Annotated in this window: 11 protein-coding genes and 1 pseudogene; all 12 read left to right on the top strand. The window is 36.2% G+C overall.

Annotated features, from left to right (window positions below; all coding sequences use genetic code 11):
- The first annotated feature begins 119 nt into the window (after positions 1 to 119).
- Positions 120 to 896, top strand: a complete 777-nt coding sequence (locus tag NKF87_RS04625) for an ABC transporter permease (RefSeq protein WP_028087419.1) — start codon at positions 120 to 122, stop codon at positions 894 to 896.
- Positions 897 to 905: 9 nt separating this feature from the next.
- A complete protein-coding gene (locus tag NKF87_RS04630; protein ID WP_117597180.1) occupies positions 906 to 1,640 on the top strand; it encodes an ABC transporter ATP-binding protein in 735 nt (244 codons plus the stop codon).
- A gap of 12 nt (positions 1,641 to 1,652) precedes the next feature.
- Positions 1,653 to 2,258, top strand: coding sequence for a hypothetical protein (locus NKF87_RS04635; protein ID WP_117597182.1), 606 nt, complete (start codon positions 1,653 to 1,655; stop codon positions 2,256 to 2,258).
- 104 nt (positions 2,259 to 2,362) lie between these two features.
- On the top strand, positions 2,363 to 2,998 hold the full coding sequence (locus NKF87_RS04640) for a GerMN domain-containing protein (protein ID WP_181978312.1): 636 nt from the start codon (positions 2,363 to 2,365) through the stop codon (positions 2,996 to 2,998).
- Positions 2,999 to 3,082: 84 nt separating this feature from the next.
- The gene (locus NKF87_RS04645; protein WP_117597186.1) at positions 3,083 to 4,291 is read left to right on the top strand and encodes a glycosyltransferase; all 1,209 of its coding nucleotides are present in this window, start codon (positions 3,083 to 3,085) and stop codon (positions 4,289 to 4,291) included.
- A gap of 13 nt (positions 4,292 to 4,304) precedes the next feature.
- Positions 4,305 to 5,489 (top strand): MerR family transcriptional regulator, encoded by a 1,185-nt coding sequence (locus tag NKF87_RS04650; RefSeq protein ID WP_117597189.1) that lies wholly within the window; start codon positions 4,305 to 4,307, stop codon positions 5,487 to 5,489.
- A gap of 89 nt (positions 5,490 to 5,578) precedes the next feature.
- Positions 5,579 to 6,967: pseudogene (locus tag NKF87_RS14480) on the top strand (AAA family ATPase).
- A gap of 245 nt (positions 6,968 to 7,212) precedes the next feature.
- Complete coding sequence (locus tag NKF87_RS04660) at positions 7,213 to 8,514, top strand: DUF262 domain-containing protein (protein ID WP_055281596.1); 1,302 nt, start codon at positions 7,213 to 7,215, stop codon at positions 8,512 to 8,514.
- The gene (locus tag NKF87_RS04665) at positions 8,483 to 9,589 is read left to right on the top strand and encodes an AAA family ATPase (RefSeq protein ID WP_117597191.1); all 1,107 of its coding nucleotides are present in this window, start codon (positions 8,483 to 8,485) and stop codon (positions 9,587 to 9,589) included. The genes NKF87_RS04660 and NKF87_RS04665 overlap by 32 nt, the downstream gene beginning before the upstream one ends.
- 11 nt (positions 9,590 to 9,600) lie before the next feature.
- Positions 9,601 to 10,551 carry a hypothetical protein gene (locus NKF87_RS04670; RefSeq protein WP_117597194.1) on the top strand — a complete coding sequence of 317 codons (951 nt, stop codon included), beginning with the start codon at positions 9,601 to 9,603 and terminating at the stop codon, positions 10,549 to 10,551.
- A gap of 186 nt (positions 10,552 to 10,737) precedes the next feature.
- Entirely contained in the window at positions 10,738 to 11,634 is an 897-nt protein-coding gene (rfbA, locus tag NKF87_RS04675; RefSeq protein ID WP_028087015.1) for a glucose-1-phosphate thymidylyltransferase RfbA, read from the top strand.
- A gap of 41 nt (positions 11,635 to 11,675) precedes the next feature.
- Positions 11,676 to 12,704 carry a dTDP-glucose 4,6-dehydratase gene (gene rfbB, locus NKF87_RS04680; protein ID WP_028087014.1) on the top strand — a complete coding sequence of 343 codons (1,029 nt, stop codon included), beginning with the start codon at positions 11,676 to 11,678 and terminating at the stop codon, positions 12,702 to 12,704.
- The last annotated feature ends 2 nt before the right edge of the window (positions 12,705 to 12,706 follow it).

The following is a 12,706-nucleotide window of genomic DNA, read 5'->3' on the forward strand; positions in this document are numbered from 1 at the left end:
CTATTATTTTGGTAAGAATTATACAATTAATTATCAGAATATTGCTAATAGGTTGAGATTTAGAAAAGAATATGCTAAAATATATTGTCGTTTGTAAATAATGATTTTTGGAGGAGAATATGTCAAGATATATACAAAATTTTTTGAAATTCAGACCGCTCTTAAGTGAATTGGTTTCAAGAGATATTAAAATTAAATATCGAAGATCGGTTTTGGGTGTGCTGTGGACATTGTTAAATCCATTGCTTATGATGATTATCTTATCTGTAGTATTTTCAAACTTATTTAAATTTGATGTTGAAAATTTTCCGCTGTATTTATTAAGTGGACAGATTGTATTTAATTTTTATAGTGAATCTACATCGAGTGCAATGTCTGCAATTACCGGAAATGCAGCATTGATCAAAAAAGTATATGTACCGAAATACTTATTTGTTATTTCCAGAGTATTTTCAAGCTTTATTAATCTGATGGCTTCATTTACTGCATTACTTCTGGTTATGATGGCTATGCGTTCGGAATTACACTGGACAGTAATGCTGTCACCAATTCCGCTGATGTTATTAGTATTGTTCTCATTAGGAGTTGGTATGATCTTATCAGCAGTCACAGTCAAGTTCAGAGATATTATGCATTTATACTCTGTATTTCTGACCGCATTGACGTATTTGACACCTGTGATTTATCCGATGTCAATTTTACCGGGATGGTTATATAAGATTGTTATGTTAAATCCATTGACGAATATTCTGATGATGTTCAGAGATGTAATGATTAATAACATGGTGTTCAGTATAGGTCAGCTGATAGTTGCAGTTGTGGAAACTGTTGTATTCTTGATTATTGGATTTTATGTATTCTATAGAAACCAGGATCAGTTTATTTTAAATATTTAGGAGTATGACATGGAGAAAGAATTAATTATTAAAGTAGATCATGTATCTATGAAATTTAATCTTGCGTCTGAGAAGTTTGACAGTCTGAAAGAATATATTATAAAGAGTTTAAAAAAGCAAGTGTCATATAATGAATTCTGGGCATTAAAAGATGTGTCATTTGAAGTATACCGTGGAGAGTCGTTAGGTCTGATCGGTTTGAACGGTAGTGGAAAAAGTACGATGTTAAAGACGATTGCAGGAGTATTGAAACCAACTAAGGGATCTGTAAGTGTGTTTGGAACGGTTGCACCGTTGATTGAATTAGGAGCAGGATTCGACTTTGATTTAACTGCGCGAGAGAATATTTTCCTGAATGGAGCTCTGCTGGGATATTCAAGGGAAATGATGAATTCATATTATGATGAAATTGTAGAATTTTCAGAATTACAAAACTTTATGGATGTTCCGGTTAAGAATTTTTCATCAGGAATGGTATCCAGACTGGCGTTTGCGATTGCGACGATTGGGACACCGGACATTATGATCGTAGATGAAGTTCTTTCAGTAGGAGATTTTAGATTCCAACAAAAATGTGAAGCAAGAATCAGAAGTATGATGGACAGAGGAACAACGATTCTTTTCGTCTCACACAGTATTGAACAGGTAGAATCGATATGCAATAAAGTTGTTTGGTTGGATCATGGAGTTTTAAAACGATTTGGAGATGCGGAGCCAATTTGTAGTGAATATAAAAATTCATAAAGGAGACCAATAATGAAGAAAATAATGAAATGGGTTATTGGCATAGCTGTAATTATAATGTTTAGCTTTTTATATGCGCATATTGCCAAAACGCATATTTTGTATGATAACAGAATAGATACCAGTAAATATATGGGTACCGGAGTGCTTTCGGGAAAAATTGAACAGAAATTTGTGTCGGAAGAGGACTATCTGGATGGAATAACAATCAAATGTTCCATACAAGGAGCACCGGCAGATTCTACAGTAAAGATTTCATTAAAAGATGATGAGACAGGCAAGATTGTAGCAAAAACTGAATTGAAATTAAAAGACATTAAAAATAGTAAGTTTAATGTTTTTAGATTTGACAGGATTTCAGAGTGTAAAGGAAAGACATATACGCTGTATGTAGAAAATCCTGACGGTGATGTAGAGAAAACATTAGGAGTTGGTTTCTCTTACGAACCAAAGACAGAAAAAGGAACTGAACTCTTAATTAACGGTAATAATGTTGATGGTACATTGATTGCAAAAACAGTAACGAACCGTTTTGATATGGAGACATTTTGCGTAGTATTACTGTTTGTGTTATATATTGTATTTTTTGTTAAATTCTTATATAGATTGTTTAAATAGTTAAGATGCATATTCCTGACTTTTCATTGTGAAAAGTCAGGAATTATTTTATAATAGAAATATATAAGTCCGATAAATGGAAAAACATGGGGAGGTGTGGAAACATGAAGAAAAGAATATTTATAATTACGATATTAAGTATAGCAATGTTAACTGCATGTAATGAAAGCGGAAAAACAAATGACATTTCGAAAAATGGACAAGATAAAAAGCAGGCAGAAAAATTAGAAATCAATACGAAGAAGGATTCTGACAAAGAAGAAGAAGCAAAAGAAGCAAAAGAAGAAAAAGAAACGCAGGATAATGATACAACAAGTGAAAGTGACGAAAATAAAGAATCAAAATCAGAAACGGAAACAAAAAAAGATGTTACAATCAGTGTGTTTTACAGTAATGATGATGCAACTGCTTTTACTGCGGATATGGTAAAAATAAAAGAACTTACACCGAAAAATGTATTGAATGCTTTAGCGGATAAAGGAGTAATAGATAAAGATATAAAGATTAATAAATTTGAAGTATCGGAAATTGACGGAATGCAGAGTATAAACATTGATTTTGATCAAAAATTTAAAGAGTATATTATGTCGTGTGGTTCTACGCAAGAGTATTATGTTGTTGGTGGAATCTGCAATACTTTTATAAAAGCATATCGGGCGGATAGAATAAAAATAACTGTTGATGGAAATTGTTTAGAGACGGGGCATAATGATTATCCGGATTATATGTTTGAATTTTAAAAAGATATTTAATAATATTATAAAATCAAAGAATAAAGATTGAAATATAATATATATGTGTTGACGGAGAGGAATTGGACAATAATGAAAAAAGATCTTGTAAGTGTATTGATGGTTAATTATAATCATGCGGACACAATTGAAAAATCGATAAGAAGTGTGTTGGAGCAAACATATTCGAAACTTCAATTGATTATTGTCGATGATGGATCGACTGATAATTCAGTTGAAATTATAAATAGTATAGAAGATCCGAGAATTGAGTTGTATGAAGAAAAAGAAAATAAGCAAATATGTGCAGTGACTAATATTGGAATGAAAAAAGTGCGCGGAGAATATTTTGCACGAATTGATAGTGATGATTTATGGGAAAAAAACAAGTTAGAGATTCAAGTGGAATATTTGAAAAATCATTCAGAACAAAAAATCTGTTTTACGCATGCAGCAATTATTAATGAGAAGGATCAAATAATTGACTCGGAGTTGGAAAAATTATATGCAGTAAATTATGAAAGTCAAGAGGAATGGTTGGAAACATTTTTCTTTATTGGGAATTGTTTACCAATGACATCAGTACTTATGACAACAAAACTTATGGTAGAAATAGGAGAATTTAATATTGCATATAGACAATTACATGACTTTGATTATTGGGTTAGGGTTGCAAAAAAATGTCCGATGGCCGTGATAAGTAAAAAATTAGTTAGAATGAGAAGATATGATAATGAAATAAATAATAGTAATACTTCGGAAGAGAATATGACTAGAACATATAATGAATATGTGGATATCAGAAGACATTTTTTTGATGAAATGTCGGATGTAGTGTTGAAAAAAACATTTGGAAAATATTTTAAAAATAATAATGCTGAATCAAGAGAAGAATTGGAATGTGAAAAAGCATTTTTATTGTGTAGTCCTGTAGGACAGGGAAGAACTATATCAAATGTTGGTATAGAATATTTGATAAACTTACTTCAAGATAAAATAACGGCAGATATTTTGGAAAGTAAATATGAATTAAATATAAAAAAGTTTTATGAATTAACAGGAGAACATCTTTATAATGATTGGAAAGTACAAGAAATAATTCAAAACATAAAGAAAAAGGAAGAAGTATTTGAAAATGAAATACGAAGAAATGAACAGCAAAAACTTATGTTAAAAAAAGACATAGCAGACAGAGATAATAAAATAAAAGAGTTGGAAGCAATCATAGAAGATTATGAAAATTCAACTTCATGGAAGCTGACAAAACCGTTAAGAAAAATTGGAACAATTGTAAAGAAGTAGGAAGGAAAGTAAGTTGAAAAAACCAGGCTACTATTCATCCGGTGAATTTGCCCGCATGGCCCACGTGACCCTGCGGACAATTCGCTATTACGACAAACAGAATATATTAAAACCATCTTACGTCACAGAAGCTGGCGCAAGATTCTACACAGATGAAGACTTCGCCAGACTACAGCAGATATTACTTTTGAAATATCTGGGATTTTCGCTGGACGATATCCGTGATATGACGATCGATGATGCAGACTATCACTTCATGCTCAACTCTCTTAACATTCAGTTAAAATTAGTCCGTGACCGCATCGAACAGATGCAGCTGGTGGAGCAGGCAATTCAGGATACGTCGGATCTGATTAAGAAAGAACATTCCATTGACTGGAGCCAGATGTTGAATCTGATCCATCTGACCGGTATGGAGAAAAGTATGAAGAACCAGTATCAGGATGCATCGAACATTTCCGCAAGAATTAACCTACACAGTCTGTATTCACAGAATACGAAAGGATGGTTTCCATGGATTTTCGAACAACTGGAATTAAAGCCGGGAATGAAGGTTCTGGAGCTGGGATGTGGAGATGGTACACTCTGGAACGTGGACAGGGATAAGATTCCGGAACAGACGGAGATCGTAGTATCAGATATATCGGATGGAATGTTAAGAGATGCAAGGCGTACGATCGGTGCAGACGACAGCAGGTTCAGATTCCGTGTATTTGATGCGGGAAGAATCCCATATGATAAGGATGCATTTGATCTTGTAATTGCCAATCATGTGTTGTTTTATTGCGAAGATATCCCGAAAGTTTGTAAAGAAGTAAAACGTGTATTGAAGCTGGGAGGAAGATTTGTCTGCAGTACATATGGCAATGATCATATGAGAGAAGTGAGTGAACTGGTACAGAAGTTCGATGACCGAATCGTACTGGCAGCAAAGAATCTGTACGAGCGTTTTGGAAAAGAGAACGGAGAAGAGATTCTTCAGAAGGATTTTGAAAAGATAGAGTGGAGGCGGTATGAGGATTCGCTTATCGTGCCGGAACCGGAGCCATTGATTTCTTATATCTTGTCGTGCCATGGAAATCAGGGACAGTATATTCTGGATCATTACAAGGAGTTCCAGTCTTATGTGCGGAAGAAGACGGAAGGCGGATTTCATATTACGAAAGATGCTGGGATTTTTGTTGGGTATAATGATTGAGAATAATAAAAATGTTGTGTATAATAAAATAAATGTATGCATTAATAAATGCGCTTTTTGAAATGTGGCAAGAAAGTGAGCATGAATAAATGAATAACAGGAAAAAATTGCCGGTAGGTGTGAAGAACTTTGAAAAACTAATCAAAGAAAATTTTTATTATGTAGACAAGACGACAATCATTGTGGCACTTCTTAAAAGCTGGGCAAAGGTAAATGTTTTCACCCGCCCAAGACGCTTCGGAAAAAGCCTGAATATGAACATGCTCCAACCCTTTTTTGAAATCGGAAGAGACAAATCCGTCTTTGAAGGATTAAAGATTTCTGAAGAAAAAGAATTATGCGATAAATATATGGGAAAGTTTCCAGTGATTTCTATAAGCTTAAAAGGAATCGAAGGACAGAACTTTCAGACAGCCAGAGAAGCAATGCAGTATGTGATTGGGAGTGAAATCAGAAGATTCTCTTTTCTGACCGAAAGTGAGAAACTGGATGCCGGTGAAAGAAAAATGTATGACAGTATGGTACGCATAGACAAGGGGCGTTTCCTGGCAGAAGAAGAAAATGTTGCCGGTGAGTTTGCTTGTATTGTCTGAACTGCTTGCAAAGCATTACGGTAAAGAAGTGATCATTTTGATTGATGAATACGATGTGCCATTGGATAAAGCTTTCCAGTATGGTTATTATGATGAGATGGTAATGTTGATCCGTGGATTATTTGGTAATGCATTAAAGACGAATTCGAACTTGTTCTTTGCGGTGCTGATAGGCTGTCTTCGTGTTTCAAAAGAGAGTATATTTACGGGACTCAATAATTTTAATATTTATTCAATTACCAATGTAGAATTTGATGAATATTTCGGATTTACAGATACGGAAGTAAAAGAAATGTTGTCATACTATGGAATTAAGGAATGCTAGGATACCGTGAAAGAATGGTATGACGGATACCAGTTCGGTGAAACGGATGTATACTGTCCGTGGGATGTGATCAATTATTGCAAGAATCGTTGTGCGGATATCAATGCACTGCCGGAAGACTACTGGTCGAATACCAGTGGAAACGCTATGGTACGGTGTTTTATTGATAAGGCGGATTACTGGACGAAAAATGAGATTGAGCAGCTGATCGCCGGAGAATTGATTATAAAGGAGATTCGTCAGGATCTGACTTATAATGAATTAGATAGTTCAATAGAAAATCTGTGGAGCGTTCTTTTTACAACCGGGTATCTGAACTTGGATACAGTGATATCCTGATTGAGATCCCGAAAGACCGCACAGGTGTGGCTGTCGAGATGAAGTATGCGGAAGATGGTGATCTGGAGCGGGCATGCACAGAAGCATTGCAGCAGATTGAAGAAAAGGATTATATGGCAAGACTGAAGCAGGACGGTATGCGGCAGTTTATAAAATACGGAATTGCATGTTATAAGAAGGATTGTAAAGTTATGATTGGAGATGATTCTGATAATACTTAAGAGCGGTTTCCATGCAGGCTGCAGGAGATGATTCCCATCCACCGATAATCTGAACCCATTGGGTCGTATATGTTATTAAACTCCAGTAATATGGACGGATGGGATTGTCATGTATATGTTTTGTGAGGGATATTTTGATTGCGTATTCAGATTCCATTTTACAATAATCCTTTGAGGAAGTATAATAATTAAAGGTTAAGCTATTAGTTGTTGAATATTATATGCACGGAAACGGGAGAGTATACATGTTTAGCGAAAAAGAAAAAAAGGACTTAGATTTGTTGGTGGAAATTGGTGAAAAACAGTCAGGAAAGATAAGTTCTATGCTTGTGAGCAATTACTGGGTAGAATTATCATCTGAAAAGCAGACAGAGGAGATGTACAATCGGATAAAAGCTTATCTAAGTAAGATGAATATAGAAGTTATCGATGATGTTCAGGAACAGGATGCAGAAGTTGAAAATGATGAACAGACAATACCGATGATCCGTCCGTTTGATCCAAGTAAGATTGATATCGATATGAAGACAATGGAATTATCAAGTTTGATTAAGCGCTTACAATATAAAGAGATTGATATGAATACGGATTTTCAGAGAAAGGGTGGATTGTGGACGGACATTCAAAAAAGTCAGTTAATAGAGTCTTTGTTTTTAAGAATACCTATTCCGGCTTTTTATTTTGATGGTGGAATTGTTGATTCGTGGCTGATTATAGATGGACTTCAAAGACTTACGGCATTGAAAGAGTTTGTGATTGATAAGACGCTGAAGCTTACTGGACTGGAATTCTTCAGTGACTTGAATGGATTGACATTTTCAGAACTTCCGAGAGCGTTTGTAAGACGTATTGAAGAGACGAATATTGTCGCTTATATTGTAAAAAGTGGAACTCCGGTAAATGTGAAATATAATATATTTAAAAGAATTAATACAGGCGGACTGGAATTAAAACCACAGGAAATAAGGCATGCATTATATCAGGGGAATGCAACAAAGATATGTAAAAAATTTGCAAAGATACAGGAATTTTTATCTGCAACCACCTTTAGCATAAAAGAAGACCGGATGATGGATCAGGAATTTGTTCTTAGATTTATAGCGGTTTGTTATTATGGAATTGAAAAATATGAAGGAGTACCGGATAATTATCTGAATGGAGCAATGGAATTTCTGAATTCCAAAGAATGTGTGGATGAAGAACTGATGGAGCAGCAGTTCATACGTGTGATGAGATATTCCAGAATTATCATGGGAAAATATGCATTTCGAAAATTAGGGGAGAATGGAATGCGCCGCCCGATTAATAAAGCAATTTATGAAGCATGGTGCAGAAGTATGTTTGTGTTAAATGATTCGGAATTAAAAAAATTAGCAGAAGAAAAGAAAGAAGTATATAAAAGATTTATGAAACTTTGTAATGATGAGGTGTTTTTGCAGATTATTAAAGCAAGTGATAAAAAATCCTTTTTATTTCGGTTTACAAGAATTGAGAATTTATTGAGAGGAGTCTTAGATGATACAAAGAATAGAAGCATCGAATTTTAAATGTTTCAAAGATATTTCGTTGGAGATGTCTAATTTGAATTTACTGTCGGGAATAAACAGTATGGGGAAGTCTACGATAATACAGATGCTGTTGTTGTTAAGACAGTCGTATGAACAGAATGCTTTGGAAAAGGGCATTTATCTGAATGGAAAATATACAAATCTTGGTGTGGGAAAAGATGTATTATATACAGAGGCAGAAGAGAATCGCATAAAAATGAAAATAAGCGATGAAAGTACGATGCTGTCGGCAGAATATGATTATAATGGTATGGCAGATTTTCTGAAATTATTAGAAAATATAGACATAAATATGGTTAAAGATATGAATTTGTTTGGAAGTGGATTTAACTATATTGCGGCGGATCGTCTGGGACCACAAAGTAGTTATGAAAAATCATATTACGAAGTCTGGGAACAGGAACAAATCGGAAATCATGGAGAGTATGCGGTACACTATTTACAGACGCACGAGTCAGAAGAAGTTGAAAATAAAAATATTCTTTATGATGAGGAACCGAGTAGACGACTTCAAAGACAGGTAGAATGTTGGCTGGGGGAGATTACGCCGGGTGTGTCTCTTCGAATGGAAGATTATGGACATAGCAACAGAATTGGTCTTATGGTGCATCAGGAGGGAAATATAGGAGCAGACTACTTTACTGCGCAGAATGTTGGTTTTGGTATTTCTTATGTATTACCAATTGTGCTGGCACTTGTGAAGGCGAAAAAGGGAGAATTAATCATTCTGGAGAATCCGGAAGCGCATTTACATCCAAGAGGACAGAGAAAAATGGGAGAACTGATCGCCAGAGCAGCACAGGGAGGTGTGCAGGTTATTGTAGAAACGCATAGTGATCATATTTTGAATGGAATACGTTTGTGTGCAAAACATAATATGATTGATCCGGATATAGTGCGCCTATATTATTTTTCCAGAAAAAAAGCCGATACAGAAGAATACAGTTCTATCCCAGTTATTGATAATCCGGTCTTATATAAAGATGGAAGACTGAGCTTCTGGCCGGAAGGGTTCTTTGATGAATGGGACAGGGCAATTGATGAATTGTTCTAGAGGATACAAGTATGCAAATGATAATAAATGACTTGTCTGCAAAATTTCCGGTAGATACAATATCCGAGGGCAGACAGATTATGGATAGTTTTTTGAATACATATTCGAAAGTGAAGAAAATAATTATAAATGACTCTGTGCTTATGGATCAGAATTATTGTTCTTTTGAATTGGCAAAAAATTACAGAATAGAACAGTGGAGAAATGATCCGGTTGTAGATATGGAAACAAAGAGAAGATTCCGAGCGTTATTAAATAAATCCGTGATATATGATCCTTCGGAGGTTGAATTGGAAAGCGAATTCGATCTAGAAATTCAAGGGAAGAAATATATATCAAAGGGATGTCTGCTGGCATATGAAACAGAGGGCGTGACGATTAGTTTTTTGAGTGATGACTATTGGGAAACCCCTGAGATTAGTGGATATTATGTGACATTTAATGAGAAGGACGATTTAAAGGAAGAACATGTACAGGTCCCGAATGTATCGTGTCAGAAGAATGTAGAGCCTTTTGAAGAAAAGTACAAGGAAAAAAGGAAAGAGTGGCGTGCAGAGATCCGGTCAGCACAAGATGTTTTGAAATGTAAAGAGACTAGATTTCCGAATTTAATCTTTTGTGAAAATGCGATAAATGGATGTTATAAGAATGTAGGTGTTGCAGAAGCGGGACAAGTGTATAAACGCCTGTTGGAGTTACAGGTGGCAGCTGAAAAAATGGGAAACCAATTTGACAAGAAGCTTTTACCTAAAGCTTCACCGGAAACACCGCTAACATTAGAACAATATGAGACGGAACATACTTTTTTGTTACCGGAAGGAAATGCACAACTGTTTTCATGGCATACAAGGTTTACCGGAGGATATGCCGGAAGAATATTTTTTTATCCGGATACAACACAAAAGAAGATGTATATAGGGCATATAGGACATAAGTTGCCAACCAAAAAGTATCCACATTAGAGATGAATACCAGAAGTGATTCTTAAGAATTTCTTAAATATTACAGGAAAGTTACAAAAAAATAAAAAAATACTTGAAGGTGACCTAAGGTCACCTTTTATAATCTAATTAACACGAAACATGGAGACTAGAATAGAAAGTGAAGAACTTGATAACCTATTTATACAAAACGAGGAGGTTTCTGAAATGAAAGGAATTATTTTAGCAGGTGGTTCAGGCACACGTCTGTATCCATTAACAATGGTAACATCAAAGCAGTTACTGCCAATCTATGACAAGCCGATGATCTATTATCCAATGTCAGTGCTGATGAACGCAGGCATTCGTGATATCCTGATCATCTCAACACCACAGGATACACCAAGATTCCAAGAACTGTTAGGAGACGGACATCAGTTTGGTGTGAATCTGTCTTATGCAGTACAGCCAAGCCCGGACGGACTTGCTCAGGCATTTATCATCGGAGAAGAATTCATCGGTGATGATACAGTAGCAATGGTTCTCGGAGATAACATTTTTGCAGGTCATGGACTGAATAAACGTCTGAAAGCTGCTGTTGAGAATGCAGAGACCGGAAAGGGAGCTACTGTATTTGGATATTATGTAGATGATCCGGAACGTTTCGGTATCGTAGAATTTGATCACGAAGGAAAAGCTATTTCCATCGAAGAAAAGCCGGCGCAGCCAAAGAGCAACTACTGTGTAACAGGATTGTATTTCTATGACAATAATGTTGTGAAGTATGCAAAAGAGTTAAAGCCAAGTGCACGTGGAGAACTGGAGATCACAGATCTGAACCGTGTATATCTTGAGAAAGGTGATCTGAATGTAGAACTTCTCGGACAGGGATTCACATGGCTGGATACAGGTACACACGAAAGCCTTGTAGATGCAACCAACTTCGTGAAGACGGTTGAGACACATCAGCACCGTAAGATTGCATGCCTGGAAGAGATCGCATACCTGAACGGATGGATCAGCAAGGACGAGGTAATGGAAGTATATGAAGTTCTGAAGAAGAACCAGTATGGACAGTACTTAAAAGACGTCCTGGATGGAAAATATAAAGAAAATCTGTACTAAAATCTATATTAAGAAATGATACAAAAAGGAGAAATCAAAAAATGACAATTATTGTAACCGGAGGAGCCGGATTTATCGGAAGTAACTTTGTATTTCATATGTTAAACAAATACCCGGACTATCGCATCGTTTGTCTGGACTGCCTGACATATGCAGGTAACTTATCTACACTGGAGCCTGTAATGGACAATCCGAATTTCCGTTTTGTAAAAGAAAGCATTACAGACCGTGAAGCAGTGTACAAATTATTCGAAGAAGAGAAACCGGACATGGTTGTAAACTTCGCAGCAGAAAGTCACGTAGACCGTTCTATCGAGAACCCGGAAGTATTCCTGGATACAAACATCAAAGGTACTGCTGTACTGATGGATGCCTGCAGAAAATATGGTATCAAACGTTACCATCAGGTATCTACAGATGAAGTATACGGAGATCTGCCGCTTGACAGACCGGACCTGTTCTTCACAGAGGAGACACCGATCCACACAAGCAGCCCATACAGCTCATCTAAGGCAGCAGCAGACCTGTTAGTTCTTGCTTATCACAGAACATACGGACTGCCGGTATCTATCAGCAGATGTTCCAACAACTACGGACCATATCACTTCCCGGAGAAACTGATCCCGCTGATGATCGCCAATGCACTGAATGACAAGCCGCTTCCGGTATACGGAGAAGGATTAAATGTACGTGACTGGTTATATGTAGAAGATCACTGTAAAGCAATCGACCTGATCATCCATAACGGAAGAGTCGGAGAAGTATACAACGTAGGCGGACACAATGAGAAGACAAACATCGAGATCGTAAAGATCATCTGTAAAGAGCTTGGAAAACCGGAAAGCCTGATCACTCACGTTGCAGACCGTAAGGGACATGATATGCGTTATGCGATCGATCCTACAAAGATCCACAACGAACTTGGATGGCTTCCAGAGACCAAATTCGAAGATGGTATTAAGAAGACGATCAAATGGTATCTTGAAAATAAGGAATGGTGGGAGACGATCATTTCCGGAGAATACCAGAACTATTATGAGAAAATGTATGCTCACCGGGAGGAGATTTAAGA

Origin of the sequence: Dorea longicatena (assembly GCF_024168045.1) — a bacterium.
Lineage (GTDB): Bacteria > Bacillota > Clostridia > Lachnospirales > Lachnospiraceae > Dorea_A.

Coding starts and splice junctions, on each gene's coding strand:
- NKF87_RS04635 (WP_117597182.1), top strand. CDS start 1,653: ATGAAGAAAATAATGAAATGGGTTATTGGCATAGCTGTAATTATAATG.
- NKF87_RS04645 (WP_117597186.1), top strand. CDS start 3,083: ATGAAAAAAGATCTTGTAAGTGTATTGATGGTTAATTATAATCATGCG.
- rfbA (WP_028087015.1), top strand. CDS start 10,738: ATGAAAGGAATTATTTTAGCAGGTGGTTCAGGCACACGTCTGTATCCA.
- NKF87_RS04660 (WP_055281596.1), top strand. CDS start 7,213: ATGTTTAGCGAAAAAGAAAAAAAGGACTTAGATTTGTTGGTGGAAATT.
- NKF87_RS04665 (WP_117597191.1), top strand. CDS start 8,483: ATGATACAAAGAATAGAAGCATCGAATTTTAAATGTTTCAAAGATATT.
- NKF87_RS04670 (WP_117597194.1), top strand. CDS start 9,601: ATGCAAATGATAATAAATGACTTGTCTGCAAAATTTCCGGTAGATACA.
- rfbB (WP_028087014.1), top strand. CDS start 11,676: ATGACAATTATTGTAACCGGAGGAGCCGGATTTATCGGAAGTAACTTT.
- NKF87_RS04630 (WP_117597180.1), top strand. CDS start 906: ATGGAGAAAGAATTAATTATTAAAGTAGATCATGTATCTATGAAATTT.
- NKF87_RS04640 (WP_181978312.1), top strand. CDS start 2,363: ATGAAGAAAAGAATATTTATAATTACGATATTAAGTATAGCAATGTTA.
- NKF87_RS04625 (WP_028087419.1), top strand. CDS start 120: ATGTCAAGATATATACAAAATTTTTTGAAATTCAGACCGCTCTTAAGT.